Origin of the sequence: Roseateles chitinivorans (assembly GCF_050632235.1) — a bacterium.
GTDB lineage: Bacteria > Pseudomonadota > Gammaproteobacteria > Burkholderiales > Burkholderiaceae_C > Roseateles > Roseateles chitinivorans_A.
In genome coordinates this window covers 2,344,560-2,370,059 of the sequence record NZ_CP192584.1, presented here as the reverse complement: position 1 = coordinate 2,370,059, position 25,500 = coordinate 2,344,560, and the positions used below count along the sequence as shown (strand labels likewise).

Below are 25,500 nucleotides of genomic sequence, written 5' to 3'. Positions count from 1 at the left end.
AAGAGGACGCGGCATGTTGAAAGGCAAGACGGCGCTGGTCACCGGCTCCACGAGCGGCATCGGATTGGGGATTGCCCTGACCCTGGCCAGGGAGGGCGCGAACATCGTGCTCAACGGCTTCGGCGACCACGCGGGTCCGAAGGGACAGGTGGAGGCGCTCGGCGTGAAGGTGGGCTACCACGGCGCCGACATGAGCAAGCCCGCCGAGATCGAGGCGATGATGGCCTACATCGACCAGGAATTCGGCGGCTGCGACATCCTGGTGAACAACGCCGGCATCCAGCACGTGGCCAATGTCGACGAGTTCCCGCCGGAGAAGTGGGACGCGATCATCGCGATCAACCTCAGCTCCGCCTTCCACACGATGCGCCTGGCGCTGCCCGGCATGAAGAAGAAGAGCTGGGGTCGCGTCGTGAACATCGCGTCCACGCACGGGCTGGTGGCGTCGGCGGGCAAGTCGGCCTACGTCGCGGCCAAGCACGGCCTGGTCGGTTTGACGAAGTCGGCGGCGCTGGAAACCGCCCTGCTCCCCGTCACCGTCAACGCGATCTGCCCGGGCTGGGTGCTGACCCCGCTGGTGCAGAAGCAGATCGACGACCGCTCGGCCAAGGAGGGCCTCGACCCCGCCGAGGCCAAGCGTCAGCTGCTGGCCGAGAAGCAGCCTTCGCTGCAGTTCACGACGCCCGAGGAACTCGGCGCGCTGACCGTGTTCCTGTGCTCGGACGCCGCGGTCAACGTGCGCGGCCAGGCCTGGGCGATGGACGGGGGCTGGACCGCGCAGTGAGGGTCACTTCGTCATCAGCACATTGCCGTTGACGTTCACCGTGACGGTGGCCTTGCCGGACTCGGTCGGCAGGGCCTCGTCGGCGGAGGCGCTCATGACCTTCATGCGGGCCATGGGCGCCGCCATCATGGCCACCGGCTGGTCGGCGTTCACGCTGACCTCGCCGATCCGGTAGCCGGAGTAGCCGAACTGCTTCGCATACACGGCGGCCTTGGCCTTGTAGCTGGCGATGGCCTGGCCGACCACGTCGTCCTCGGCCTTCTCACGCGCCTCGCGCGACAGGCCGTAGCTCACGTTGGCGATGGCCAGCGAGCTGATGCGGCCGCTCAGCTTGGAGATGGCCTCGATGTCGCGGCCCTGCACCAGCAGCTCGACGCTGCCTTGCCAGCCGGTGATCTGCGGCGCGGCGCTTGAACTCACCCCTTCGGTTGGCCGTAGCGCGGGTAGACCGACAGGTTGCCGGCCTGCAGGTCGACCTGCCCCGGCTTGGCGACCTTGCGCGCCTCGGCCAGCGCGGCATCCAGCGCCTGCTTCAGTTCGTTCTGGACGGCGGCAGCCTCCTTGCCCTCGCGGGTGGTGGAGAAACGCAGCTGCAGCAGGTCGCGGGCCACCTCGGTCGTGGCCGAGGCGGACAGCGAGAGCACGTCGGTCCGCGCGGCCTGGGCCTGCGCCATCGCAGGCAGGACCGCCACCGCGCCGGCGGCGATCAGGGTGCGGGCGAGGATCTTGGAGCTTCGGATCATTCGGGTTCCTACGGAGAGTCCTGGTGGGAACCAGCATAACGTGTGAGGAAAGCGTCACGGTTGACCGGATCCGCCTGCCGTTCATCCGCCTTTTTGAGTCATTCATCGACCTCATCAGGGGGAATGGACCGGCTTGTTACAAAAGATGTAACTATTCAGTAAGGACTGATGCATCCCGCAAGCAGGCCGAAAAACTGCCCTTACAGTCCCGCTGTTACAAATTTCGGAGTGGCCGCCATGCAATCCACAACCCGCCCCAACCGCGTCCTGGTCGTGGACGACGACGCCCGCATCCGCGACCTCCTGCGCCGCTATCTCGCCCAGGAGGGCTTCGAAGTCCTGCTCGCCGAGGACAGCAAGGCGCTGAACAAGCAGCTGACGCGCGAAACCGTGGACCTGATCGTCCTGGACCTGATGCTGCCCGGCGAGGACGGCCTGTCGATCTGCCGCCGGCTGCGCGCCGCCGGCGACAGCACGCCCATCATCATGCTGACCGCCAAGGTCGAGGAAGTGGACCGGATCGTCGGCCTGGAAGTCGGCGCCGACGACTACCTGGCCAAGCCCTTCAACCCGCGTGAACTGCTGGCCCGCATCAACGCGGTGCTGCGCCGCCGTCCGCCGCCGGAAGCCCCGGGCGCGCCGTCCAAGGAACCGATGACGGTCCAGTTCGGCCCGTTCGAGTTCGACCTGGCGCTGCGCCGCCTGGCCAAGAACGGCGAGCCCGTGCCGCTGACCACCGGCGAGTTCTCGATGCTCAAGGCCCTGGTGCGCCACCCGCGCCAGCCGCTGTCGCGCGACAAGCTGGCGATGCTGGCCCGCGGCCGCGAGTTCGAGCCGTTCGACCGCAGCCTGGACGTGCAGGTCTCGCGCCTGCGCAAGCTGCTGGAAGAGGATCCGGCGCAGCCGCGCTTCATCCAGACGGTGTGGGGCGTGGGCTACGTGTTCGTTCCGGACGAGGCGGCCTGATCCCGTGGCTCCCCCGCGTCTGGCGCTGAACCTGTTCTGGCGCACGTTCGCGCTGCTGGCCCTGCTGCTGGCGGCCGGCGTGCTGGCGTGGCAGCAGACCTTCAAGGCCCTGGAGGCCGAACCCAAGGCCCTGGAGGCGGCGCAGCAGCTCGCCGGCCTGGTGAACCTGTCGCGCGTGGCGCTGACCAGCACCGATGCGATCAACCGCGTGGCAGTGGTGAAGTCGCTGGCGCGCAGCGAGGCCGTGTCCGTGGAGGTCGCCGAAGCGACCGACCGCTGGCTGCCCTACGAGAACTCGCCCTTCGCCCAGCGGCTGCGCAAGGAACTGGTCTCGCGGCTCGGCCCGCAGACGGTGCTGGCCAGCGGCCTGAACGGCGTGCCCGGGCTGTGGGTGAGATTCGACGTCGGTCCGGACCAGTTCTGGCTTCAGACGAATGCGGCGCCGCTGCAGGCCAACATCTCCGGCAACTGGTGGTGGATCGCGATCGCGCTGGGCGCGTCGCTGCTGGGCGCCGCGGCCATCGCGCGCCTGATCAACCAGCCGCTGCGCGAGCTGTCCATCGCCGCGAGCCGCATCCGCGAGGGCGAGTACGACTCGCGCCTGGACGAAAGCACCCTGACCAGCGAGATCCGCGAGGTCAACATGGGCTTCAACCGGATGGCGCGCGAGCTGGCCAAGATGGAAGAAGACCGCAGCGTGATGCTCGCGGGCATCTCCCACGACCTGCGCACGCCGCTGGCGCGGCTGCGGCTGGAAGCCGAGATGAGCGTCAACGACGAGCAGGCGCGGACCTACATCGCGCAGGACATCGACCAGCTCGACGCGATCATCAACAAATTCATGGACTACGCGCGGCCCAGCGAGCTGCAGCTGCAGGCGCTCAACCTGCGCGAGCTGGTGGAGCGCGAGGCGCAGGGGTTCCGCGACCCGCAGCAGATCCAGATCAGCGTGCGGCTCTCCGCGGCGCTGCGCATCTGGACCGACCCGACCGAGCTGGGCCGCATCCTGCTGAACCTGTTCGAGAACGCGCGCCGCTACGGCCATCACGGCGACGAGCCGACACGCGTGGAAGTCACCGCCGAGGCCGACAGCGCCTGGGTGCTGCTGACGGTGCGCGACCACGGACCGGGCGTGCCGCCGGACAAGCTCGCGAAGCTGACGACGCCGTTCTACCGCGGCGACACGGCGCGCACGGCGGCCACGGGCGCGGGCCTGGGCCTGGCGATCGTCGAGAAGTCGGTGCAGCGCCTGGGCGCGCAGCTGCGGCTGGCCAATGCCGACGACAGCGGCTTCGTTGCGCAGTTGCGGCTCAAGCGCGCGAGCGTCTGACCGCAGTCAGCCGGCCTTTCTTGCTCCCTCTCCCGCAAGCGGGAGAGGGAGTTCGACCGAGCGGTTCAGTCGGAGGAGCGCACCAGCAAGCAGACGGCCCGCGCCTCGATCGCCTTCAGCTCGCCGACCGGCCCCATCTTCTCGGCCGTCTTCGCCTTCACGTTGATCTGGCCGGCGTCGATGCCCAGCACTTCCGCCAGGCGCTGGCGCATCAGCGGAATGTGCGGCGCCATCTTGGGCTGCTGCGCAATGATCGTGCTGTCGAGGTTGCCGATCACCCATCCCAGGTCCTTCACGCGCCGGTAGGCCTCGGCGAGCAGCACCATCGAATCGGCGCCCTTGAACTCGGCGGCGGTGTCGGGGAACAGCTTGCCGATGTCGCCCAGCGCAGCCGCCCCGAGCAGCGCGTCGGTGATCGCATGCGCCAGCGCGTCGGCGTCCGAGTGGCCCAGCAGGCCGTGCGTGTGCGGCACCGTGATGCCGCCCAGGATCAGCGGGCGGCCGGTGACGAGCTGGTGGGTGTCCCACCCCTCGCCGATGCGGAAATTCAGAACCATGAGGATGTCGCGTTGAGTGACGCGTTGAGTGACGAGTCGAGTGACGCGTCCAGGGCTTGAAGCGGGCGGGTGGTGGCCCGGCGGACAAGGGGTCAATTCGGCAGCGCGTTCGTGACCACGAGCGGCCCGTTGCGGGTGACGATCATCGTGTGCTCGAACTGTGCGGACAGGTTTCCCTTGACGCCGGAGAGGGTCCAGCCGTCGGCCTCCTCGTCGACCCAGCGGCTCTTGGTCGACAGGAAGGGCTCGATGGTGATGACCATGCCCTCGGTGAGCACGCGGGTGTCGTTGGCGTCGTAGTAGCCGGGGATGCTCTTGGGCTCCTCGTGCAGCGAGCGGCCGACGCCGTGGCTGCAGAGGTTCTCGATGATCTTGAACTTGTGCCCCTTGGCGACGCGCTCGATCGCATGGCCGATGCGGTTGAGCCGCGCGCCGGACTTCACTTCCTTCATCGCCTGTTCCAGCGCGTACTGCGCGGCGAAGACCAGCTGCGTCTTGGTCGGCGTCGTCGGCGGGACGATGCGCGTGCCGCCGGTGTCGCCGAAGTAGCCGTTCAACTCGGCCGACACGTCGACGTTGACGACGTCGCCCTTCTGGATCACACGGTCGCCGGGGATGCCGTGCGCGGCCTGCTCGTTGATCGAGATGCAGGTGGCGCCGGGGAAGTTGTACATCACCCGCGGCGCGGACTTCGCGCCGAACTCGGTCAGCCAGCGTTCGCCCATCTGGTCGAGCTCCAGCGTGGTCATGCCCGGCCGGATCGCGTCCAGCATGCGGCGCAGCACCGTGGCGACGGCCTCGCCGGCGGCCTTCAGGCCCTGGATATCGTCATCGGATTCGACAGTCATGCGCGGCTCCTCAGCAGGCGTTCGGCCAACGCGAAGTCGGCGGGATAGGTGACCTTGAAATTTTCCATGGAGGCCTCGACCAGGCGCGGCGCGTGCCCGAGGGCCTCGATCGCGCTCGCCTCGTCGGTGATGCCGTCCAGCGGCCCGGCGAGCGCGGGCATCAGCAGGCCGAGGCGGAACATCTGCGGCGTCTGCGCGGCCCACTTGCCGCGCCGGTCGACGGTGGCGCCGACGCGCAGGGACGGCGTCGCGCCGGGGTCGGTGCCCGGACTCGCGGCCACCGCGTCCTTGAGCGTGTCCGCCACGGGCAGCGCGAGCAGGCCGCCGACCTCGTCATCGTCGCAGGCCTCGATCAGCGCCTCGACCCATTCCGGGCGGAGCAGGCAGCGGGCGGCGTCGTGGACCAGCACCCAATCCTGCGGCTGGGCGCCCCGTTCCCGCAAGTCCTGCAAGCCGGCGGCGACCGTGTCGGCGCGCGTCGCGCCGCCGGTGCGCGCGATCCAGCCGCGTTCGCCTTCAAAGCCGGGGACGGCGGATTCGAACTGGTCGTCGTCGGGCGAGAGCACGACCAGCGTGGCCTCGATGCGCGGGACGGCGTCCAGCGCCGCCAGCGTGTGCGCGATCATGGCGCGGCCGGCGAGCGGGACGTACTGCTTGGGGCGGTCGGCGCCGGAACGGCTGCCGACGCCCGCGGCCGGCACCAGCGCGAAGCAGCGCGGCGCAAGACCGATCGGAAAGGAACTCATGGGGTCGATTGTAGGGAGCGCCTCGCAGAAGCGCGCCGATGCCGGCATGAACTCCCTCTCCCGCATCGCGGGAGAGCAACCGTGTCAAGCGGCTTCGGCGTTTCTCCAGGGTTGGCCGGTTTTGAGGATGGCGTTGAGGATGATCAGCAGCTTGCGCATGCATGCGGTCATCGCCACCTTGAAGGGCTTGCCCGCCAGGCGCAGACGTTCGTACAACGCCTTGATGGGCCCGTTGCATCGCTTGGCCGTGAGTGCAGCCATGTACATCGCCGTGCGGATGTCCGCTCGTCCGCCCTGGATGTAGCGCTGGCCGCGCCGCTTGCCGCTGTCATCGGCAAACGGCGCCAGGCCCACCAACGCCGTCAGGCGCTTGCGGTCCAAGGTGCCCAGTTCGGGCAGGCGCCCCAGCAGCATCGTGACCGTGACTCGACCGACACCCGGCACGCTGTCCAACAGTTCGTACTTGGGCTGGTAGATCGTCGAGTCCTTCAAGCGACCGTCCAGATCCTTGTCGATCTCCTTGATCCGCTTATCCAGCCACTCGATGTGTTGCCGCACGCTCGTGCGTGCCACGTGCTTGACCGTGGACAAGCGGTTCTTCTCCTGCGCCCGCATGGTCACCAGCTGCGCTCGCCGATCCACCAGCTCGATGATCTCCTGCTGCGTCTCGCCCGGTAGCGCATACACCTGAGGACGAATGGCCTGTGCGAACCTGGCCAACACCTGAGCGTCCAGCCGGTCCGTCTTGGCAAGGACACCGGTCGCGCGGGCGAAGTCGCGCACCTTCTTGGGATTGACCACCGCCACGGCGATTCCAGCCGCGCACAGCTCACTCGCCAGCGCCGCCTCGAAGCCACCGGTGGCCTCCATCACCACCAGCGTGGGCCCCAGCTTCTTGAGCTGCGATACCAGCGCTGCTCGTCCAGACTCGTCGTTGTCCACTCGCGGCGACAACGCGCCAGACTTGTCGGCAGGCGCAGCGGGTACCTGAGCCAGGTCCAGCCACGCCTTGCAAACGTCAACACCGATGAAGATCTCTTCGCTCATGCCAGCGCCCTTCCTTGTGTTCGATACGGCCTCAATGGACCTCACAACCGTTCGGGCTGTCTGTTCATGACGAACCGAGGTCGGCCGCCACGACCCTCGCTCTCCCTCGGCATGGCGCCGAAGCGCCTACCCTGGGCTGGTCGGCCTGTGGCGGCCTGGGCGTACTTTGCTACATACAAGGGCGGGGGTGAGGGCCAGCGGCGGTGGAAGTGCCGCACGCCGCGGGCACGCCGATCCGATCGGCGAAAATCCCGTCACCTGCCCTCCCCTGCTCCGCATGCCGTGTTCGCCATCGCCGACATCCACCGCCGCCTGAGCGCACTCGGCGCCAACGAGGCGCACGCCGGGCGCGTGCTGCGCCACTGGGTCCAGGCCCGACCGCTGACCGAGGGGCGGCGCAAGCTCGAGCACTACCTGCCGCAGGCCGTGCGCGAGGCGCTGCCGGCGCTGATGGACGAACTGCACGGCCTGGCCACGCTCGTCGAGCGGCATCCGGGCGAGGACGGCTCGGCGCGGCTGCTCCTGAGGCTCAAGGACGGCCAGACCGTCGAGAGCGTGCTGCTGCCGCGCGACGGCCTGTGCGTGTCCAGCCAGGTCGGCTGCGCGGTGGGCTGCCGCTTCTGCATGACCGGCAAGGACGGCCTGCTGCGGCAGGTCACCAGCGCCGAGATCGTCGCGCAGGTGGCGCTGGCGCGGCGCGAGCGCTCGGTCAAGAAAGTCGTGTTCATGGGCATGGGCGAGCCCTCGCACAACCTGGAGGCGGTCATGGAGGCCATCGAGCTGCTGGGGCTCGAAGGCAACATCGGCCACAAGCACCTGGTGTTCTCGACGGTCGGAGACCCGCGCGCCTTCGAGCGCCTGGCCGCGGGACCGGTGAAGCCGGCGCTGGCGCTGTCGCTGCACACGACCAAACCGGAACTGCGCCGCGAGTTGCTGCCACGCGCGCCGCGCCTGACGCCGCGCGAACTCGTCGAGGCGGGCGAGCGCTACGCCCGCGAGACCGGGTATCCGATCCAGTACCAGTGGACGCTGATCGACGGGGTCAACGACGGCGAGGACGAACTCGCCGGCATCGTCGAACTGCTCAAGGGCAAGTACGGCGTACTGAACATGATCCCGTACAACAGCGTGCCCGAACTGCCGTACGCGCGGCCGGACTGGGACAAGGCGCGCGACATCGCCCGGCGGCTGCACCAGCGCGGCGTGCTGACGAAACTGCGCGATTCCGCCGGGCAGGACGTCGACGGCGGCTGCGGGCAGTTGCGGGCGCGCAGCCTCGACGCGGAGCCGGTATCGATGCGCGAGGCCCGCCGGTCGATTCCCATCGCCTCGGCGGGCTGAGCCTGCGTCGGCGCCGGAGCGCGCCGCCGCCGCGGCTCACACGACCCGCGCGCCGGGTACGCCGACTGCTCTTGTCGCTCCTGTCACGCCGTGTCGCGGCGGCCTCCCTACAATTCCGGCGGGCCCCTTTCCGGGGCCGTCCTCATTTGTGCGCCATGCAGCTGTCCACGATCTCCCCCGGCAAACGCTTCACCCTGCCCCGCCCCACCGGCTCCGCCGACGCGCTGCTGCTCGCCCGCTTCGCGCGGCAGCAGCTGGCGGCCGGCCGCCTGACGCTGGTCGTCACCGCCGAACCCGGCGACACGCAGCGCCTGGAGGACGAGCTCAAGTTCTTCGCGCCTGAACTGCGCGTGGCCGTCTTCCCCGACTGGGAGACCCTGCCCTATGACAGCTTCAGCCCGCACCAGGACCTGATCTCCGAGCGGCTGGCCACGCTGTGGCGGCTGCTGCAGGCCAACGGCAAGCCGGTCGCCGAGCGCGACCTCGACGTCGTCCTGCTGCCCGCGACGACCGCGCTGACGCGGCTGGCGCCGCCGTCCTTCCTCGCCGCGACCACCTTCAACTTCCGCCAGAAGCAGCGTCTGGACGAGGCCGGCCTGAAGCAGCAGCTGACCCTGGGCGGCTACCAGCACGTCAGCCAGGTCGTCTCGCCCGGCGAGTACGCCGTGCGCGGCGGCCTGATCGACCTCTACCCGATGGGCTCGCTGGTGCCCTACCGCGTCGACCTGTTCGGCGACGAGGTGGACTCGATCCGCGTCTTCGATCCGGACTCGCAGCGCTCGCTGTACCCGGTGCCGGAAGTGCGCCTGCTGCCCGGGCGCGAGTTCCCGATGGACGAGGCCTCGCGCAAGGCCTTCCGCGCCCGCTGGCGCGAGAAGATGGACGGCGACCCGACCAAGTCGCGCATCTACAAGGACATCGACACGGGCCTGGCCACCGGCGGCATCGAGTACTACCTGCCGCTGTTCTTCGACGAGGTCGCCAGCGTGTTCGATTACGTGCCCGCCGAGGCGGGCCTCGTCCTGCACGGCGAGGTCGACGAGGCGCTGCAGCGTTACTGGACCGACACCCGCGAGCGCCACCGCTTCCTGCAGCACGACCCGGACCGGCCCATCCTCGCGCCCGAGGAGATCTTCCTGAGGCCCGAGGAGTTCTTCACCGCGACGCACCGCCACGCCGTGCTGGCCGTGCGCGGTCATGAGGCCGTCGACTACGCGCGTCCGCTGCCCGACGTCAGCGTCGAGCGCGGGGCGCAGGAGCCGCTCGCGCGCCTGGCCGCGCACCTGAAGTCCACCGACTTCCGCGTGCTGCTGCTCGCCGAGAGCGAAGGCCGCCGCGAAAGCCTGCTCGAACTGCTGCGCGACAACAAGATCGATCCGCCGTCGGTGAAGGACCTCGCCGAATTCGAGGCCAACAAGGACGAGCGCTTCGCGATCACCGCCGCGCCGTTGGCCGCGGGCTTCTTCTGGTTCGAACCCGACGAGGGCCGCCAGATCCAGCTGTTCACCGAGACCGAGCTCTTCGCGACCACGCCCACCACGCGCCGGCGCCGCAAGCAGGAGCAGGTCAGCGACGTCAACGCGCTGATCAAGGACCTGTCCGAGCTCAAGGTCGGCGATCCGGTGGTGCATACCAACCACGGCATCGGCCGCTACCTGGGCCTGATCAACATCGACCTGGGCGACGGTCCGAGCGAGTTCCTCCACCTCGAGTACGCCGACAAGGCCACGCTCTACGTGCCCGTCGCGCAGCTGCACCTGATCAGCCGCTACACCGGCGTCAGCGCCGAGGAAGCGCCGCTGCACCGCCTGGGCTCGGGCCAGTGGGACAAGGCCAAGCGCAAGGCCGCCGAGCAGGTCCGCGACACCGCCGCCGAACTGCTCAACCTCTACGCCCGCCGCGCCGCGCGCGAGGGCCACGCCTTCCGCTACTCGCCGCACGACTACGAGGCCTTCGCCGCGAGCTTCGGCTTCGAGGAGACGCCCGACCAGCGCGCCGCGATCCACGCCGTCATCCAGGACATGATCAGCCCCAAGCCGATGGACCGGCTGGTCTGCGGCGACGTCGGCTTCGGCAAGACCGAGGTGGCGCTGCGCGCCGCCTTCGTCGCGGTGATGGGCGGCAAGCAGGTCGCGCTGCTGGCGCCGACCACGCTGCTGGCCGAGCAGCATTACCAGAACATCGCCGACCGCTTCGGCCGCTGGCCGGTCAAGGTCGCCGAGATGAGCCGCTTCCGCTCCGCCAAGGAGATCAAGGCGGCGATGGAAGGCCTGGCCGACGGCTCGATCGACATCGTCATCGGCACGCACAAGCTGCTGTCGGCGGACGTCAAGTTCAAGCGCCTGGGGCTGCTGGTGATCGACGAGGAGCACCGCTTCGGCGTGCGCCACAAGGAGGCGATGAAGGCCATGCGCGCCGAGGTCGACGTGCTGACGCTGACCGCCACGCCGATCCCGCGCACGCTGGGCATGGCGCTGGAGGGGCTGCGCGACCTGAGCGTCATCGCCACCGCGCCGCAGCGGCGCCTGGCGATCAAGACCTTCGTGCGCAGCGAGACCAGCGGCACCATCCGAGAGGCCATCCTGCGCGAACTCAAGCGCGGGGGCCAGGTCTACTTCCTGCACAACGAGGTCGAGACCATCGAGAACCGGCGCATGAAGCTCGAGGAACTGCTGCCGGAGGCGCGCATCGTCGTCGCCCACGGCCAGATGCCCGAGCGCGAGCTGGAGCGCGTGATGCGCGAGTTCGTCGGCGGCAAGCACAACGTGCTGCTGTGCTCGACCATCATCGAGACCGGCATCGACGTGCCCAGCGCCAACACCATCGTCATCAGCCGCGCCGACAAGTTCGGCCTGGCGCAGCTGCACCAGCTGCGCGGGCGCGTCGGGCGTTCGCACCACCAGGCCTATGCCTACCTGATGGTGCCGGACGTCGAGGGTCTGACCAAGCAGGCGGCGCAGCGGCTGGAGGCGATCCAGGCGATGGAGGAGCTCGGCTCGGGCTTCTACCTCGCGATGCACGACCTGGAGATCCGCGGCGCCGGCGAGGTGCTCGGCGAGCACCAGAGCGGCAACATGATGGAGGTCGGTTTCCAGCTCTACAACGAGATGCTGTCGGAGGCGGTGCGCTCGCTCAAGGCCGGCCGCGAGCCGGACCTGCTCAGCCCCTTGTCGGCGACCACCGAGATCAACCTGCACGCGCCCGCGCTGCTCCCCGACGCCTACTGCGGCGACGTGCACCAGCGGCTGTCGCTGTACAAGCGGCTGGCGACGGCGGACCGCGCCGAGCAGATCGACGCGATGCTCGAGGAGGTCACCGACCGTTTCGGCAAGCTGCCGGCGCAGGGGCAGACGCTGTTCGACACGCACCGCCTGCGCGTGCTGGCCAAGCCCTACGGCGTGCTGAAGATCGACGCCGCGCCCAGCGTCATCAACATCAACTTCCGGCCCAATCCGCCGATCGATCCGATGCGGGTCATCGAGCTGGTGCAGAAGAACCGCAACATCAAGCTGGTGGGCAACGAGAAGCTGCGCATCGACAAGGCGCTCACCGATCCGAAGGACCGCGCGCAGGCGGTGCGCGAGGTGCTGCGGCTGCTCGGCGCGCCGGTGGCGCAGGCCTGAGCCGAGGCCCGCCTTGCAGGGGTGAAACGGCGGCTCAGGCCGCCGTTTTCAATGGCGATCCGGAGAAGTGGTTGACCCTCACTTGAATTGCTGGAAGACGTCCGGCACGTCCACCAGTTCGAGTCAATGACGGCGGAGGAACCACTTCCTAGACTGACGGCTTCTCAACTTCTGGAGATGCCGATGCATCAACACCTGCCCCTCTCAACGACGGGCCAACCCATCGAATCGACGGCGGCCCGTCTTGCCCGGGAACAAGCGGAAGACGACGCCTGGGAGGCCGCGCGCGACGCCGAGATCGCGGGCAAGTACCGGGGGCGCGAGTACGCGCGGACCTGCCTCGCATGCCCGCACCTGCCGCCGGACGACCGCGTCAATGATCCGGACCCCTTGATCCGCACGCTCTGCGAGAGCAAGCGGTACCAGCGCGTCATGGTGCATGCCCGCGAGGGTTGCGAGACCTGCCCCTATCTGCCGGAAAACTACGGCAAGCCGGTGCGAGGCCGAGTGGGTGGCCTCGACGATTGGGGGGACGGTCCTGAAGAGGATCTCATTCGCCGCGCGCGCTACGAAGCCTGGGAGACGCATCATGCCGCTTGCTGAACCGCTGTACATGCTCGACACCAACATCGTGAGCTGCCTGATGGAGCCGCCGGAGAAGGCGCGCCGCCTTTGCTGCCAAGAGCGCTTCGACGCGCTGCGGGGGCGGATCGCCATCAGCGTGATCGTCCAGGCGGAGATCTTCGCCGGTCTTGAGAAGAACCCTTCTCCGCGCAAGGAGCGGCAATTGCACGAACTGATGCGTGGCGTCCATGTCGAATATCTGAGGCCGGATCTGTGGTTCTCTGATCTCTATGCCTGCATCCTGGCGCGGCTCGAGCGCTGTGGCGAACCGCTCCAGCAGTTCGACGTCGCCATCGCCGCGCACGCCATGGCGCTGGGCGCGACCCTGATCAGCAATGATCGGGGCTTCGAGCGCGTAGAAGGGCTCAAGCTGGAGAACTGGCTGGCGCCGGAAGAAGCTGGCAAGCGCCCGACGCTCGGAGTCGCCGAGCCGATCGCGGCATACGCATCGCGTTGGGGCGCGACGCGCTCAGCCCCGGCTCCGGCTTCAGCGGTCTGGATGTCTCGTTCACCGGCCGTCGGTTACGCCTCCTCTCATGCGCGCTGAGGCGTGCCTGGGCGAGTGCGCTAAGCTCCCGACCGTCCCCGCCGACTGATTGCCGAGACTGATCGAAGTGGTCTTCGGCGGGGATCATCCGCATTCAATACCCAGCCCAGTCCCTCCTGCCAGTCCCTCCTGCATGACCTCCTCGTCGACCTCCCCGGCCTCGCTCTCCCCGCTCGTCCTGCAGGGCTTCACGCCGCCGCTGGCGCTGCGCGACTTCAAGCTCGCCGCCTTCGACATGGACTCGACGCTGATCTCGATCGAGTGCATCGACGAGATCGCCGCCGCCGCCGGCCGCAAGGCCGAGGTCGCCGCGATCACCGAGGCCGCCATGCGCGGCGAGATCACCGACTTCAAGGACAGCCTGCGCCGCCGCCTCGCGCTGCTGAAGGGGGTCGGCGAGGATGCGCTGGCGCAGGTGCTGCGCGAACGGCTCACCTTCAATCCCGGCGCGCGCGAACTCTGCGCGGCACTCAAGGCCGCCGGGCTGAAGCTCGTGCTGGTCTCCGGCGGCTTCACCTATTTCACCCGCTTCGTCGCCGCCGAGCTCGGCATGGACTTCGTCCGCAGCAACGAGCTGGAGATCGTCGACGGCCGTCTGACCGGGGCCCTGGTGATGCAGGACTGGGGCGACATCTGCGACGGCGAGGAGAAGCGCCGCATGATGCTGGCCTGCGCCGGGTTGGTCGGCGCCACGCCCGCGCAGTGCATCGCCGTCGGCGACGGCGCGAACGACCTGCCGATGATGGGCGCCGCCGGCCTCTCCGTCGCGTACCACGCCAAGCCGAAGGTTCGCGAGCAGGCGATGGTCGCCATCAACGACGGCGGACTGGACCGGCTGCTCGACGTCCTCCGCTGAGGCCCTTGCCGGCAGGCGTCGGGCCTGCGATGCTTCCGGGATACAGGGAGCAGCGATGCGAGAACAGCACGCGACAAGATCCGACGAGCAGGCCGACATCGACCACCTGCAGCGCGACGTGCTGGAAGCCGTCGCGCTCGGCGCCCGCTGGCGGCGGTGATGGACCTGCTGTGCCGGGCCGTCGAGACCCTGGCGCCGGAGGTGATCTGCTCCGTGCTGACGGTCGACGAGGACGGCCGGGTGCACCCGCTGGCCGCGCCCAGCCTGCCGACCTCCTTCAGCGGTGCGCTGGAGGGCTTCTCGATCGGCCCGCGGGCCGGCTCCTGCGGCACCGCCGCCTGGCGCCGGCAGCCGGTCGAGGTGACCGACATCGAGAACGACCCGCTCTGGACGGACTTCCGCGAACTCGCGCGGTCGCATGGACTGGCCGCCTGCTGGTCGACGCCCATCCTGCTGGGCACCGAGCAGGTCGTCGCCACCTTCGCGCTGTACTACCGCGAACCGCGCGCCGCCGCCCCCTTCCACCGCCGCATGGTCCAGGCCTGCACGCAGCTGTGCCAGATCGCGTTCATGCACGACCGCCACCAGCGCGAGATCGAGCGCCTGGCCTACTTCGACGGCGTCACCGGCCTGCCCAACCGCACCCTGCTGGCCGACCGGGCCCGGCAGACCCTGATGCAATCCTCGCGCACCGAGGCGCCGGCCGCGCTGCTGCTGCTCGACATCGACCGCTTCAAGACCGTCAACGACTCGCTCGGCCACGCGGTCGGCGACCAGGTGCTGAAGCACATCTCCGCGCGGCTGCTGGGCACGCTGCGCGACAGCGACACGCTGGCGCGGCTGGGCGGCGACGAATTCGTCGTGCTGCTGCCGGGCTGCTCCGCCGAGGACGCGATGCATGTCGCGGCCAAGCTGCGCGCCGCGCTCGAGGCACCGATCCCGCTCGACGACAGCCACGCCCGCGTGCAGATGACGGCCAGCATCGGCGTCTGCGCCTATCCGCGCGATGGCCTCGACCTCGACCAGTTGCTGAAGAACGCCGACATCGCGATGTACGAGGCCAAACGCGCCGGCCGCGACTGCGCGCGCTTCTTCCTGCATGCGATGAACCAGGCGCTGGACGAGCGGCTCGACATCGAGGCCGCGCTGCGTCACGCCTTGTCCAACCAGCTGCTGCAACTGCACTTCCAGCCCAAGGTCCGCCTGACCGACCGCGCGCTGGTGGGCGTCGAGGCGCTGCTGCGCTGGCACGACGCCGCACGCGGCTGGGTGCCGCCGGACCGCTTCATTCCGGTCGCCGAGGAAAGCGGCCTGATCAATGCGCTGGACGCCTGGGTGCTGGCGCACGCCTGCGCGCAGCTGGCACGCTGGCGGGCCGAGGGCATCGCGGTGCCGGGGATGTCGGTCAACGTCTCACCGCAACGCTTCCACCAGGACGACGTCGCCGCGCATGCGCGGGCCCTGCTCGCGAAGCACGGCCTCGCAGCCAGCGATCTGACGCTGGAGGTCACCGAGCGCCTGATGCTCGACGACACCAGCCGTCCACGCGAACAGCTGCAACAGCTCCACGAGATGGGGGTCGGCGTGTCGGTGGACGACTTCGGCACCGGCTACTCGAGCCTGAGCTACCTGAAACGGCTGCCGGTGACCGAGCTGAAACTGGACAAGAGCTTCGTGCGGGATCTGGAGCAGGACGCCGACGACCGTGCGCTGTCGAGCGCGGTGATCGGGATCGGGCGCTCGCTCGGGCTGACGGTGGTCGCGGAAGGCGTGGAGACCGAGGGACAGCGCGACATCCTCGTCGCCATGGGCTGCGACGCGGCGCAAGGCTGGCTGTTCGGTCGGCCGATGGCGGCCGAGGCGCTGTCCGGATGGATCGCCGCGCGGGCCGCGGCGCCCGGGGCCTGACCCGGCCCGCGTCGCCCCCGGCGGTGAGCCCGGTCAGCCCGCCGCGTGCACCGCCGCCGGCGTGATGACGACGCCGTCCTCGTCGGCATAGAGCCAGTCGCCCGGCCGGATCCAGACGCCGTCGATCTGGACGGGCTGGTCCGACAGGCCTTGCTCGCAACGCTCGGTCGGCATCGGCACATGCCCCAGCGCGAAGATGCCGACGGTGGCCGCGCGCAGTTCCTCGAGGTCGCGCACCGCGCCGTGGACCAGCACGCCGGCCCAGCCGTTCTTCGCCGCGCTGACCGCGAGGTTGCCGCCCAGCAGCGATCGCCGCAGCGAGCCGCCGCCGTCCACGACCAGCACACGTCCCGCGCCAAAGCTCTCCACGGCCGCCTTGACCTGCGAGTTGTCGTCCAGGCATCGCACCGTCGCCACCGGGCCGGCGAAGCGCGGATGGCCACCGTAGCTGCGATACCGGCTGCCCGGCAGCCAGCGCGTGTCGCCGCTGGTGTCCGCCTTCAGCGAATCGCAGAGGTCGCAGGTCGAGAAACGGATCGCGGCGCGGGTCGAGGCACTGGGACTGGTCATCGGGTCATTCCTCCGGGTCGTTCAGGATCTCGATGCGTTCGCCGTTGAACTCGACCACCTGGCCGGCGCGGATCTTGGCGGTCTTGCGCAGATCGACCTGACCGTCGACGCGCACCTGGCCCTCGGAGATGAAGTGCCGGGCCTCGCCACCGCTGCTGGCCAGCGAGGTGGCCTTGAGCAGCTTGTCGAGTTCGATGTATTCGCCGCGCAGGGCGAAAGGAATAGGTTCAGACATGGGTCGATTCTCCGTCAGAGGCGGCAGCCATCGACGTCACGCGGACTTCCGCTTCAGCGCCGCTTCACGGATGCTGCTGAGGGTCGCACGCGAGGTGGAGATCTCGACCGGCAACTTCAGGTGGATCAGCGTGGGGACCTGCGACGAGAGCGCCTGCCGCAGCGCGGGCTCGACCTCCTCGGTACGGGCCGCGGTGAAGGCCGCCCAGCCGTAGGCGCGCGCCAGCGCGGCGAAGTCCGGGTTGTGCAGGTCGCTGCCGCTGACGCGGCCCGGGTACTCGCGTTCCTGGTGCATGCGGATGGTGCCGTAGCTGCCGTTGTCGACGACCAGGCAGATCAGCCGCCGCGCGCCGTGCGCCATCGCGGTCGACATCTCCTGGCCGGTCATCAGGAAGTCGCCGTCGCCGGCGATGTTGACGACCCAGCGCTCGCGCTGCAGCAGCGCCGCCGCCACGGCGGCCGGGAAGCCGTAACCCATCGCCCCGCTGGTCGGCGCGAGCTGCGTGCGACCGCCCTGATGCAGCGCGGTGTAGCGGTGGAAGCGATGCAGCCAGCCGCTGTAGTTGCCGGCGCCGTTGGTGAAGATCGTCTCGGCGGGCAGCAGCCGGTCCAGCAGGTGGATGACCTCGGCCAGGTCCATCGGGCCGACCGGCAGCGCCTGCTGGTTGCGCTGGTAGTCGGCATGCGCGTCGCGCGACCACTGCCGCCACGGCAGTTCCTCCTGGTCCGCCGGCGGGCGCAGCTGCTGCAGCGCCAGCGCGGCGCCGCTCATGCTGGCCTGGATCATCTGGTCGGCGGCATAGACGCGGCCGAGCTCCTCCGACCCGGCGTGGATGTGCACCAGCTGCTGCGCGGGCCGCGGCGCCTTCAGCAGCGTGTAGCCGCCGGTGGTCATCTCGCCCAGCCGCGGCCCGATCGCGATGACGAGGTCCGCCTCGCCGATGCGCTTGGCCAGCGCCGGGTTGATGCCGATGCCGACGTCGCCCGCGTACAGCGGATCGCGGTTGTCGTAGAGGTCCTGGAAGCGGAAGGCGCAGCCGACCGGCACCTGCCAGGCATGGGCGAAGTCCTGCAGCGCGGCGCAGGCCTCGGCCGTCCAGCCGCCGCCGCCGGCGATGACGAACGGCCGCTGCGCGCCCTCGAGCCGCGCCTGCAGCTCGACGAGGTCGGCCGGCGCCGGCCACGCGACGGCGGGCTTGGCGCGCGGCAGCACCGGCGCGTCGGTGAGCTGCGTCAGCATGTCCTCGGGCAGCACCAGCACGACCGGGCCGGGCCGTCCCTGCATGGCGGTGTGGAAGGCGCGCGCGACGTATTCGGGCAGGCGATGCGGGTCGTGCACCTCGCCGACCCATTTCGCCATGCCCAGCGTGCCGGGGCCGAACATCTGGCGGTAGTCGACTTCCTGGAAGGCCTCGCGATCGCGCTGGTCGGACGCCACCTGCCCGATGAACAGGACCATCGGCGTCGAATCCTGGAAGGCCGTGTGCAGCCCGATGCTGGCGTTGGTGGCGCCGGGCCCGCGCGTCACGAAGCACACGCCGGGCCGGCCGGTCAGCTTGCCCTGCGCATCGGCCATGAAGGCGGCGCCGCCTTCCTGCCGGCAGCCGATGAAGCGGATGCGCTCGCGATGCTCATGGAAGCCATCGAGGACCGCGAGGTAGCTCTCGCCCGGCACGCCGAAGACCTCCTGGATGCCTTGCTCGATCAGGGCCTCGACGAGGACGTGCCCGGCGGGGCGGCGGACGGTGCGGTGCTGATCCATGACGGACGACTGTAGCGAGCGGCCCCGCCATTGCAAGCAGGCGGGATGTCCCCTGTTGCGGCGCGGATGCGACTTGCGGACCGGCACCTTCCGGGGTCAAGTGTTGCCTGGCGTCCGACACCCCAAAAGACTTCCCCCTGAGGGGTGTCAGCGCTTCCCCTGGCGCACCAGGCTCGCCGCACCGATGCCCAGCAGCAGCGCGAACGACGCGCCGAAGAACACGGCGTTGTTCCAGTGGCGGTCCATCAACGCGCCGAAGATGGGCGCGGCCACTGCGAAGCCGGTGTCCAGGCCGGAGTACACCGTGCCGTACACGCGACCCGTCGCTCCGGGGGCGCGGCGCGCTTGATCAGCATGTCGCGCGACGGGCCCGCCAGACCGGTGCCGAAGCCCGCCGTCGCCGCCGCGATCAAGGCCGCCGTCGCCGGCAGCCAGCCCGTGGCCGTCAAGGCCAGCAGCGCCGCGGCGACGAACATCGCGCCGGCGATGTTGCGTTCCAGGTTCTGCGACTTCGCCACCAGGAAGCCGCCCACGATCATCCCCGCCGCGCCCGCCAGCATGTAGCCGGTCACGACGAAGGCGGTGCTCGCCAGGCTCACGCCGTACATCGCCGACAGCGCCGGCGACGCGAAGCTCTGGATCGCGCTCAGCGCCGAGGTCGTGAAGAAAAAGAACGAGAAGCACAGCCACACCGACGGCAGCTTCAGGAAGGCCATCGGATGCTCGTCCACCGGCGCCTTCGCCGCGCCCGCCTTCTCATGGCCCCACGAGCCCTGCGTGTCGTCGATCGCGTCGCGCTTGAAGACCAGCAGCGCGATCACGAACAGCGCCCACGCCGCGGTCGCGACGTAGCCCAGCCGCCATTGACCGGTCGCCTCGTGCATCGAGATCAGCAGCACCGGCGCCACGGCCCAGCCGAGGTTGCCCGTGATGCCGTGCACCGAGAACGCATGCCCCAGCCGCTGCTGCGACACCCGCTTGTTCAGGATCGTGAAGTCCACCGGATGGAAGGGCGAGTTGCCCAGGCCCGCCAGTGCGGCGGCGAGTGCCAGCCCCGCGAAGCCCTGCGCCGTGCCCGCGGCCAGCGACGCCAGCACGAAGCAGCTGAGCGCCGCGAACAGCACCGGCCGCGCGCCCGTCTTGTCGACCAGGAAGCCCGACAGCGCCTGCCCCACGCCCGAGATCACGAAGAAGATCGTCACCAGCAGGCCCAGTTCCGAATAACTCAGCCCGAACTCCCGCATGAACACCGGGAACAGCGGCGGCAGCAGCATGTGGAAGAAGTGCGAGGTGCCGTGCGCCAGACCGATCAGGCTGATGGTCTGGATGTCTCGTGTCCGGCTCTGTGCAGCGCTCTGTTCGGGGCTCGGCGACAGGCCGGCCGCGTCGGCGGTGGTGGTGGCGGTGTTCATGCACGGCATGGTGACAGGGCCTTCACGTCGGAATTACGATAGCCGGACAAGTTCTGTCGAGTTTCCGCCATGAACCTTCCGACACCCCGCCCCACGCCTCGCCCCCTCCAGCACCCGACGCCGACCCTGACCCGTCGCACCAGCCTGCCGCCGCTCGATCCGCGCCGCTATGCGCCGAGCGCCGCGCGCCCGGTGCGCGCCAAGTCGCGCAGCCTGGACGGGTTCATGGACATCCAGGCCCACCTCCACACCTGGGGCCAGTTCGTGTTCTCGGTCACCGGCGTGGTCCGGGTCAGCACCGACCGCGCGACCTTCCTGGTCCCGCCGTCGCGCGGCGTCTGGATTCCGGCCGGGGTCGTCCACGCCGTGACCGCCGTCGAGCGCTGCGAGCTGCGCACCCTCTACCTGCTCGATCCGCCCAATGACGGGGAGGTCTGGGCGGAGAACCGCGTCCTCGAGGTCTCCCCGCTGCTGCGGGAACTGGCCGTGCAGCTCGCCCACGACGAGATCGAGCCCGCTGGAACGGCGACCGGAGCCGTGGCCGACCGCGAAGGCTGGATCGGCAAGCTGATCCTCGACGAGATCCGCCGCGCGCCCAGCCTGCAGCTCGGCGTCGCGCTGCCCACCGACAAGCGCCTGCGCCGCCTCTGCGAGGCCGTGCTGGCCGAGCCGATGCGCCATGCCAGCCTGGACGGCTGGTCGGCAGAGGTGGGCGCGAGCGCGCGCACCGTCTCCCGCCTGTTCCGCCAGGAACTCGGCAGCAGCTACGCGCAGTGGCGCCAGCAGGCGCTGCTGGCCGAGGCGCTGCGGCTGGCCGCGCACCGCAAGCCGATGCAGGTCATCGCCGCGGAGCTCGGCTACGCCAGCGCCAGCGCCTTCACCGCGATGGTGACAAGGACGGTCGGCATGCCGCCGAGCCGGTTTTTCGGCCACACCTAGAATTCCGCCACTATGGAACAGGTTCTCTACGACTTCGCCCGCCAGGATGCGGACGGCGCCACCTGCACCGCCCATGCGTGGGCCAAGGTGCCGGCACCGTTGACGCCCAGCCAGCGCTCGCAACTCAAGGCGCGTGCCGCCGAACTGCTCAAGGCCAAGGGGGCGGTGCTCGTCGCCCATTACTACGTCGACGGCGACCTGCAGGACCTCGCGCAGGAAAGCGGCGGCATCGTCTCCGACTCGCTGGAAATGGCGCGCTTCGGCCGCGATCACGCGGCGCAGACGCTGGTCGTCGCCGGGGTGAAGTTCATGGGTGAGAGCGCCAAGATCCTCAGCCCCGAGAAGCGCGTGCTGATGCCCGACCTGGACGCGACCTGCTCGCTGGACCTGGGCTGCCCGGCCGACGACTTCGCCGCGTTCTGCGACGCGCATCCGGACCGCACGGTGGTCGTGTACGCCAACACCAGCGCCGCGGTGAAGGCGCGCGCGGACTGGATGGTCACCAGCTCCTGCGCGCTGGAGATCGTCAGCGAACTCAAGGCCCGCGGCGAGAAGATCCTGTGGGCGCCCGACCGCCACCTGGGCCGCTACATCCAGGAGCAGACCGGCGCCGACATGCTGATGTGGAACGGCGCCTGCATCGTCCACGACGAGTTCAAGGGCCTGGAGCTGGAACTGCTGCGCGAGCAGCATCCGGACGCGATGATCCTGGTCCACCCGGAGTCGCCAGCCTCGGTGGTCGCGCAGGCGGACGTGGTGGGATCGACCTCGGCACTGATCAAGGCCGTGGTCGAGGGGACGGCGCGCGAGTACGTCGTCGCCACCGACAACGGCATCCTGCACGCGATGCGCCAGATGGCGCCGGGCAAGGTGCTGATCGAGGCGCCGACGGCGGGCAACAGCGCGACCTGCAAGAGCTGCGCGCACTGCCCGTGGATGGCGATGAACGGCCTGCAGGGGCTGGTCGACTGCCTGGAGCGCGGCACCGGCGAGATCGTCGTCGAGGAGGCGATCCGCGTCGAAGCGAAGTCCTGCATCGACCGCATGCTGGACTTCACCGCCAAGCTGAAGGCGAAGAAGGCCGCGGAAGCGGGGGCGATGGTGCCGGGCATCGGCGCCGCCTGACCGTCCTTCGACGGGCGCCCCGCGTGAACGGGTGTCCGCGGGGGCTTTCCATTTGCACGAGGGGCGGCCTATGCTGTGGCTCATCCCAGTTGCCCGACGCAGGACGTGCTCATGGACTTCACCTCGCTCTACAACCATCACGAACGCGAAGTGTTTGCCGCGGTGATGGAGACCGCGCCGCAATTCCCCGAGATCCACCGCGAGGCCGAGCTGCTGGCCGACGTGGCCTGCGTCGCGCTGAACCGGCTGCCGCCGCGCTACATCCGCCATGCGGTCGACTACTCCTTCTACCTGACCGAGCAGGAACGGCTGGACGTCGATGCCGCGATCAAGGAGGCGGTCAGCTACGCCTACAACTTCGTCCAGGCGCGCAGCGTGCTGCGCACGAAGGCGCGCTGAGCGCGAATCGAATACCCCGACGGCGCGTCGGGGCACTTGTCGCCGATTGCCAGTCCGAATGCCGTCATCGGTCAGCCCCGTTGACCCAAAGGCATATCGGAACGGCAGTTTCCGGTGACCCCCATCGACTAGGCAGAAGTACCGGCTAGGCGCGCCCGGCCGCCCCTTCCTAACCTGCTCCGAAACACAGCCCGCACCCGGCGGGCCACGCATCGCCACCCCCGTGGCGATCGCGGGATTCGGAGTCATGGAAGCCTTGTTTCGCCCTGAAGTCCTGAACGGCGCCGAGCAGTCCCCCTGGGCACCGCCCGGCTGGACCCTCACCCGACGCTCACCGTCATCGCGACCGCCGCCGTGGTCGCGGCCCTGCTGCTGCTCGCATTCGCCGGCCTGGGCCGGATCGCGCGCAAGGTCACGGTGCCGGGGCTGGTCGTGTCGCCGGCGGGCAGCATCCAGGTCGTGGCACCGGTCTCGGGAACGATCCGCGGTCTGCACCTGGCCGACGGCGACGCGGTGCGGCCGGAGCAGCCGCTGTTCTCGATCTCCGCGGCGAAGAGCTCGCGCAACGGCACCACCGGCGTCCTGGTCGCCCGGGAGATCGCGACCCGCGGCCGCTCGCTGGCCGACGAGGCCGCCGCGCAGCAGGCCCTGGCCGCCTCGCGCCTGGGATCGCTGCGGGCGAGGCAGGTCAGCCAGCGCGCGGAGATCGGTCACAACGACGCCGAGTCGGTCCTGCTGAACCGCCGCATCGAGCTCGCGGCGGGCAGCGTCCGCCGCTTCGAGTCGCTGGCGCAGGACGGCTTCGTGTCCTCGATGCAGGTCCAGCAGCGTCAGGAAGAACTCCTCGACCTGCAGGCCCGGCTGGAATCCGTCGCCCGGAGCCGCGCCGCGCTGGAGCGCGGTGTCCTCGAGATCGACGGCGAGATCGACGCGCTCGACGCCCAGCGCGCCGCGGAGCGGGCCCAGTTCGAGCGGCAACGCGCCCTGATCGCCCAGGAGTCGGCCGAGAACGACGAGCGCCGCGAGGTGCTGGTCGCCGCACCGATCCGCGGCTCGATCGGCGCCCTGACACTCCACGACGGCCAGGCCGTGCGCGAGGGTCAGGTCTTGCTGACGCTGGTCCCGGAGGACGCGCAGGCCGTTGCTCCTGCCGATGTCTCCGCCGATGTCCAGACCGAGGCTCGGGCCGATACGGAGGGGCAGGACGGTCCGGATCGCCAGGATCGCGGCGGCCGCCAGACACGGCTGCTGGAGGTCGAGCTCTTCGCGCCCAGCCGGGCCGTGGGCTTCGTCGCGCCGGGGCAATCGGTGCGGCTGCGGCTGGCCGCGTTCCCGTACCAGAAATTCGGCATGCAGCGGGGCCGCGTCACCGCGGTCAGCCGCACGCCGCTGGCCGCCGACGAACTGCCGGCCGGCCAGGCCGCGGCGCTGATGCAGGCCACGCGATCGAACGAACCGCTGTTCCGGATCAAGGTCCGGCTGGCCTCGGTTTCGGTCCGCGCCTACGGGACGCGCTTCCCGCTGCGGCCGGGCATGGCCCTCGAGGCGGACATCCAGCAGGAGTACCGCGCGATCTGGGAATGGATGCTCGAGCCGCTGTTCGCGGCGGGCGAGCCGGCCTGAACGCGAGACGTCTTCACCACGCGTCGACGGGCTGAACGCGTTCCCAATCAGCCCGACCCCCTTGAAAGGATCACCATGACCATTCGACTCCTCACCGAGCACGAAATTTCCCGGATCAGCGGCGGCGACAGCCTGCTGCGCAAGGCGCTGCAAGGCTGCCTCAACGGGGGCATGGCCGGCGCGGGTGCCGCCGCGGACGGCGCGAAGTGGAACGGCGGCGGCGCGGGCTGTCTGGCCGGCGCCTCCGCAGCGATGGTCGGGGCGGGCGGCGCCCGCCAACAGGCGGCCGGCTACCTGGCGGGCGCGGCGTTCGGCCCCTACGCCGGCTCCTCGAGCAACCCCGTCGCCGGGAACTACGAGAACTCGATGGACCTCCAGAGCTCCCGCTTCACCAGCGTCTGAAGGCGCAGGCCCCGGCGTCGGCGATGACACCGGGGCGGCGCACGCCGCCCCGGTCCGCCGTCGACGCCCTGCGTGCTGCTCCTCGCGGCCGACGCACGCCAGCGCTCAGCGTCCGTCGGCCGCCTCCACGTCCACTTCCTCCGCGATCGGAACGCCCATGTGCATTCACCGCCTCCGCTTCAACGCACGGCTGGCCGCGCGCTTCGCCGCAGCCGCCGTGCTGCCCCTGCTCCTCGCCGCGTGGACCCCGCCCGCGAGCGCGCAACCCGTCTGGCGGCTCGACCGCGCCGGCCAGCAGGTCTTCCTCATCGGCACCAAACTCACCGGCGAGGCCGGCGAGCGCCTGACGCCGCCAGTACAGAAGGCGCTCGCGGCCTCCGAACGTCTCTACCTGCAGGTCGAGGACGGCGGTGACTGGCGCCTGCCGCCCGCGTGGCGCGGCGCCACGGATGCCGTCTTCCAGGAGACCGTGATCCACGACTGCGAGCGCTGGAATCCGCTCGATCAGGCCGCCCAGGGCAGCCCGGGGATCTCCGCGGCCTACGCCGTCTGCCTGCAGGCCTTCGCGTCCGACCTCGGCCAGGAGGTCCGGTACGGCACCGAGGCGCTGCTCGTCGAGGCGTTCCGTCAACTGGGCAAAGCCGGCCCGCTGCGCAGCCTCCAATCTCCCGCCGAGGTCGTGCTCGCCAGCTTCACCGTGCCGGTCGAGGCCAGCCTGCGCGCGGCCATGGGCGACAAGCCGAGCGCCGGGTCCGTGGCTCGCGACCTCGCGCGCGAAGCCGCCGCCTTCGCGGCGCCGACCGACGCGCCCATGACCCACATCGCGCTGGAGGACTACGACGCCCGGCGCGCCGATCCCGTGATGCTCGAGCGGCTCGTCGAGCGGCCCAACACCGTGTACGTCGCGCGCATCGTGGAGGCCGCCGGAGACGTGCCGATCGCGGTCGCGATGGACTACACGCGTCTGTTCGGCCCGCACGGTCTGCTGAAGAAGCTCTCCGAGGCCGGATTCACCGTCACGCGACTGCCCGCCGAGACACCGACTTCGATGCCGATGCCGATGCCGATGCCGATGCCGCAGTCGAAGTCGAAGTCGAAGTAGACGCCCGGGGAC

At 69.9% G+C, this 25,500-nt stretch carries 24 protein-coding genes and 1 pseudogene; 15 read left to right on the top strand and 10 right to left on the bottom strand.

Features of this window, described 5'->3' with window-relative positions:
- Nucleotides 1–13: 13 nt before the first annotated feature.
- Complete coding sequence (locus ACQ859_RS10675) at nt 14–784, top strand: 3-hydroxybutyrate dehydrogenase (protein WP_431265750.1); 771 nt, start codon at nt 14–16, stop codon at nt 782–784.
- A 3-nt stretch (nt 785–787) separates the two neighbouring features.
- On the opposite strand, the gene ACQ859_RS10670 is transcribed toward ACQ859_RS10675, so the two are convergent.
- Both ACQ859_RS10670 and ACQ859_RS10665 read right to left on the bottom strand, forming a co-directional pair.
- Nucleotides 788–1,204, bottom strand: coding sequence for an SIMPL domain-containing protein (locus ACQ859_RS10670; protein ID WP_431265749.1), 417 nt, complete (start codon nt 1,202–1,204; stop codon nt 788–790).
- Nucleotides 1,201–1,527 (bottom strand): SIMPL domain-containing protein, encoded by a 327-nt coding sequence (locus ACQ859_RS10665; protein WP_431265748.1) that lies wholly within the window; start codon nt 1,525–1,527, stop codon nt 1,201–1,203. Before ACQ859_RS10665 ends, ACQ859_RS10670 begins: the two co-directional genes overlap by 4 nt.
- A gap of 237 nt (nt 1,528–1,764) precedes the next feature.
- Here ACQ859_RS10665 and ompR point away from each other — a divergent pair, with 237 nt between their 5' ends.
- Together ompR and ACQ859_RS10655 are read left to right on the top strand one after the other, a co-directional pair.
- The gene (gene ompR / locus ACQ859_RS10660; protein ID WP_431258583.1) at nt 1,765–2,493 is read left to right on the top strand and encodes an osmolarity response regulator transcription factor OmpR; all 729 of its coding nucleotides are present in this window, start codon (nt 1,765–1,767) and stop codon (nt 2,491–2,493) included.
- A 4-nt stretch (nt 2,494–2,497) separates the two neighbouring features.
- Nucleotides 2,498–3,823 (top strand): ATP-binding protein, encoded by a 1,326-nt coding sequence (locus tag ACQ859_RS10655; protein ID WP_067269270.1) that lies wholly within the window; start codon nt 2,498–2,500, stop codon nt 3,821–3,823.
- Nucleotides 3,824–3,888: 65 nt separating this feature from the next.
- On the opposite strand, the gene ispF is transcribed toward ACQ859_RS10655, so the two are convergent.
- The 4 genes from ispF to ACQ859_RS10635 all read right to left on the bottom strand — a co-directional run bounded on the left by ispF (nt 3,889) and on the right by ACQ859_RS10635 (nt 7,021).
- Nucleotides 3,889–4,380 carry a 2-C-methyl-D-erythritol 2,4-cyclodiphosphate synthase gene (ispF, locus tag ACQ859_RS10650; protein ID WP_431265747.1) on the bottom strand — a complete coding sequence of 164 codons (492 nt, stop codon included), beginning with the start codon at nt 4,378–4,380 and terminating at the stop codon, nt 3,889–3,891.
- A gap of 92 nt (nt 4,381–4,472) precedes the next feature.
- Nucleotides 4,473–5,228 (bottom strand): type I methionyl aminopeptidase, encoded by a 756-nt coding sequence (gene map, locus ACQ859_RS10645; protein ID WP_431265746.1) that lies wholly within the window; start codon nt 5,226–5,228, stop codon nt 4,473–4,475.
- The gene (ispD, locus tag ACQ859_RS10640) at nt 5,225–5,974 is read right to left on the bottom strand and encodes a 2-C-methyl-D-erythritol 4-phosphate cytidylyltransferase (protein ID WP_431265745.1); all 750 of its coding nucleotides are present in this window, start codon (nt 5,972–5,974) and stop codon (nt 5,225–5,227) included. Before ispD ends, map begins: the two co-directional genes overlap by 4 nt.
- An 84-nt stretch (nt 5,975–6,058) precedes the next feature.
- On the bottom strand, nt 6,059–7,021 hold the full coding sequence (locus ACQ859_RS10635; RefSeq protein WP_431263498.1) for an IS110 family transposase: 963 nt from the start codon (nt 7,019–7,021) through the stop codon (nt 6,059–6,061).
- Between the two features lie 282 nt (nt 7,022–7,303).
- On the opposite strand from ACQ859_RS10635, the gene ACQ859_RS10630 reads away from it, so the two are divergent.
- The 6 genes from ACQ859_RS10630 (at nt 7,304) to ACQ859_RS10605 (ending at nt 15,920) form a co-directional block, all read left to right on the top strand.
- Complete coding sequence (locus ACQ859_RS10630; RefSeq protein WP_431265744.1) at nt 7,304–8,362, top strand: RNA methyltransferase; 1,059 nt, start codon at nt 7,304–7,306, stop codon at nt 8,360–8,362.
- A 155-nt stretch (nt 8,363–8,517) separates the two neighbouring features.
- A complete protein-coding gene (gene mfd, locus ACQ859_RS10625; RefSeq protein ID WP_431265743.1) occupies nt 8,518–11,985 on the top strand; it encodes a transcription-repair coupling factor in 3,468 nt (1,155 codons plus the stop codon).
- Between the two features lie 183 nt (nt 11,986–12,168).
- On the top strand, nt 12,169–12,588 hold the full coding sequence (locus ACQ859_RS10620; RefSeq protein WP_431265742.1) for a hypothetical protein: 420 nt from the start codon (nt 12,169–12,171) through the stop codon (nt 12,586–12,588).
- On the top strand, nt 12,575–13,156 hold the full coding sequence (locus ACQ859_RS10615) for a PIN domain-containing protein (RefSeq protein ID WP_431265741.1): 582 nt from the start codon (nt 12,575–12,577) through the stop codon (nt 13,154–13,156). The genes ACQ859_RS10620 and ACQ859_RS10615 overlap by 14 nt, the downstream gene beginning before the upstream one ends.
- A 133-nt stretch (nt 13,157–13,289) precedes the next feature.
- Entirely contained in the window at nt 13,290–14,012 is a 723-nt protein-coding gene (serB, locus tag ACQ859_RS10610) for a phosphoserine phosphatase SerB (protein WP_431265740.1), read from the top strand.
- A gap of 159 nt (nt 14,013–14,171) precedes the next feature.
- Nucleotides 14,172–15,920 (top strand): putative bifunctional diguanylate cyclase/phosphodiesterase, encoded by a 1,749-nt coding sequence (locus tag ACQ859_RS10605; RefSeq protein WP_431265739.1) that lies wholly within the window; start codon nt 14,172–14,174, stop codon nt 15,918–15,920.
- Nucleotides 15,921–15,953: 33 nt separating this feature from the next.
- Here ACQ859_RS10605 and rraA read toward each other — a convergent pair whose 3' ends face one another.
- The 4 genes and pseudogenes from rraA to ACQ859_RS10585 form a co-directional block, all read right to left on the bottom strand.
- Nucleotides 15,954–16,490 carry a ribonuclease E activity regulator RraA gene (gene rraA, locus ACQ859_RS10600; RefSeq protein ID WP_431265738.1) on the bottom strand — a complete coding sequence of 179 codons (537 nt, stop codon included), beginning with the start codon at nt 16,488–16,490 and terminating at the stop codon, nt 15,954–15,956.
- A 4-nt stretch (nt 16,491–16,494) separates the two neighbouring features.
- Entirely contained in the window at nt 16,495–16,725 is a 231-nt protein-coding gene (locus ACQ859_RS10595; protein WP_421036040.1) for an RNA-binding S4 domain-containing protein, read from the bottom strand.
- 36 nt (nt 16,726–16,761) lie between these two features.
- On the bottom strand, nt 16,762–18,486 hold the full coding sequence (locus ACQ859_RS10590; protein ID WP_431265737.1) for a thiamine pyrophosphate-binding protein: 1,725 nt from the start codon (nt 18,484–18,486) through the stop codon (nt 16,762–16,764).
- A 147-nt stretch (nt 18,487–18,633) separates the two neighbouring features.
- Nucleotides 18,634–19,898 (bottom strand): annotated as a pseudogene (locus tag ACQ859_RS10585) (MFS transporter).
- A 69-nt stretch (nt 19,899–19,967) separates the two neighbouring features.
- On the opposite strand from ACQ859_RS10585, the gene ACQ859_RS10580 reads away from it, so the two are divergent.
- The 6 genes from ACQ859_RS10580 (at nt 19,968) to ACQ859_RS10555 (ending at nt 25,488) form a co-directional block, all read left to right on the top strand.
- Nucleotides 19,968–20,837, top strand: coding sequence for an AraC family transcriptional regulator (locus ACQ859_RS10580; RefSeq protein ID WP_431265736.1), 870 nt, complete (start codon nt 19,968–19,970; stop codon nt 20,835–20,837).
- 12 nt (nt 20,838–20,849) lie between these two features.
- The gene (gene nadA / locus ACQ859_RS10575) at nt 20,850–21,962 is read left to right on the top strand and encodes a quinolinate synthase NadA (protein WP_431265735.1); all 1,113 of its coding nucleotides are present in this window, start codon (nt 20,850–20,852) and stop codon (nt 21,960–21,962) included.
- A gap of 111 nt (nt 21,963–22,073) precedes the next feature.
- On the top strand, nt 22,074–22,361 hold the full coding sequence (locus ACQ859_RS10570; protein ID WP_431258597.1) for a late competence development ComFB family protein: 288 nt from the start codon (nt 22,074–22,076) through the stop codon (nt 22,359–22,361).
- Between the two features lie 354 nt (nt 22,362–22,715).
- Nucleotides 22,716–23,984 (top strand): HlyD family secretion protein, encoded by a 1,269-nt coding sequence (locus tag ACQ859_RS10565; RefSeq protein ID WP_431265734.1) that lies wholly within the window; start codon nt 22,716–22,718, stop codon nt 23,982–23,984.
- A 75-nt stretch (nt 23,985–24,059) separates the two neighbouring features.
- Nucleotides 24,060–24,386 (top strand): hypothetical protein, encoded by a 327-nt coding sequence (locus ACQ859_RS10560; protein WP_431265733.1) that lies wholly within the window; start codon nt 24,060–24,062, stop codon nt 24,384–24,386.
- Nucleotides 24,387–24,543: 157 nt separating this feature from the next.
- Entirely contained in the window at nt 24,544–25,488 is a 945-nt protein-coding gene (locus tag ACQ859_RS10555; protein ID WP_431265732.1) for a hypothetical protein, read from the top strand.
- Nucleotides 25,489–25,500: the final 12 nt, after the last annotated feature.

Excerpts from the sequence above, each read along its gene's own strand:
- ACQ859_RS10675 (WP_431265750.1), top strand. The coding sequence starts at position 14 with ATGTTGAAAGGCAAGACGGCGCTGGTCACCGGCTCCACGAGCGGCATC.
- ACQ859_RS10665 (WP_431265748.1), bottom strand. The coding sequence starts at position 1,527 with ATGATCCGAAGCTCCAAGATCCTCGCCCGCACCCTGATCGCCGCCGGC.
- ompR (WP_431258583.1), top strand. The coding sequence starts at position 1,765 with ATGCAATCCACAACCCGCCCCAACCGCGTCCTGGTCGTGGACGACGAC.
- ispF (WP_431265747.1), bottom strand. The coding sequence starts at position 4,380 with ATGGTTCTGAATTTCCGCATCGGCGAGGGGTGGGACACCCACCAGCTC.
- map (WP_431265746.1), bottom strand. The coding sequence starts at position 5,228 with ATGACTGTCGAATCCGATGACGATATCCAGGGCCTGAAGGCCGCCGGC.
- ispD (WP_431265745.1), bottom strand. The coding sequence starts at position 5,974 with ATGAGTTCCTTTCCGATCGGTCTTGCGCCGCGCTGCTTCGCGCTGGTG.
- ACQ859_RS10635 (WP_431263498.1), bottom strand. The coding sequence starts at position 7,021 with ATGAGCGAAGAGATCTTCATCGGTGTTGACGTTTGCAAGGCGTGGCTG.
- mfd (WP_431265743.1), top strand. The coding sequence starts at position 8,518 with ATGCAGCTGTCCACGATCTCCCCCGGCAAACGCTTCACCCTGCCCCGC.
- ACQ859_RS10620 (WP_431265742.1), top strand. The coding sequence starts at position 12,169 with ATGCATCAACACCTGCCCCTCTCAACGACGGGCCAACCCATCGAATCG.
- ACQ859_RS10615 (WP_431265741.1), top strand. The coding sequence starts at position 12,575 with ATGCCGCTTGCTGAACCGCTGTACATGCTCGACACCAACATCGTGAGC.
- serB (WP_431265740.1), top strand. The coding sequence starts at position 13,290 with ATGACCTCCTCGTCGACCTCCCCGGCCTCGCTCTCCCCGCTCGTCCTG.
- ACQ859_RS10605 (WP_431265739.1), top strand. The coding sequence starts at position 14,172 with ATGGACCTGCTGTGCCGGGCCGTCGAGACCCTGGCGCCGGAGGTGATC.
- rraA (WP_431265738.1), bottom strand. The coding sequence starts at position 16,490 with ATGACCAGTCCCAGTGCCTCGACCCGCGCCGCGATCCGTTTCTCGACC.
- ACQ859_RS10595 (WP_421036040.1), bottom strand. The coding sequence starts at position 16,725 with ATGTCTGAACCTATTCCTTTCGCCCTGCGCGGCGAATACATCGAACTC.
- ACQ859_RS10590 (WP_431265737.1), bottom strand. The coding sequence starts at position 18,486 with ATGGATCAGCACCGCACCGTCCGCCGCCCCGCCGGGCACGTCCTCGTC.
- ACQ859_RS10580 (WP_431265736.1), top strand. The coding sequence starts at position 19,968 with ATGAACCTTCCGACACCCCGCCCCACGCCTCGCCCCCTCCAGCACCCG.
- nadA (WP_431265735.1), top strand. The coding sequence starts at position 20,850 with ATGGAACAGGTTCTCTACGACTTCGCCCGCCAGGATGCGGACGGCGCC.
- ACQ859_RS10570 (WP_431258597.1), top strand. The coding sequence starts at position 22,074 with ATGGACTTCACCTCGCTCTACAACCATCACGAACGCGAAGTGTTTGCC.
- ACQ859_RS10560 (WP_431265733.1), top strand. The coding sequence starts at position 24,060 with ATGACCATTCGACTCCTCACCGAGCACGAAATTTCCCGGATCAGCGGC.
- ACQ859_RS10555 (WP_431265732.1), top strand. The coding sequence starts at position 24,544 with ATGTGCATTCACCGCCTCCGCTTCAACGCACGGCTGGCCGCGCGCTTC.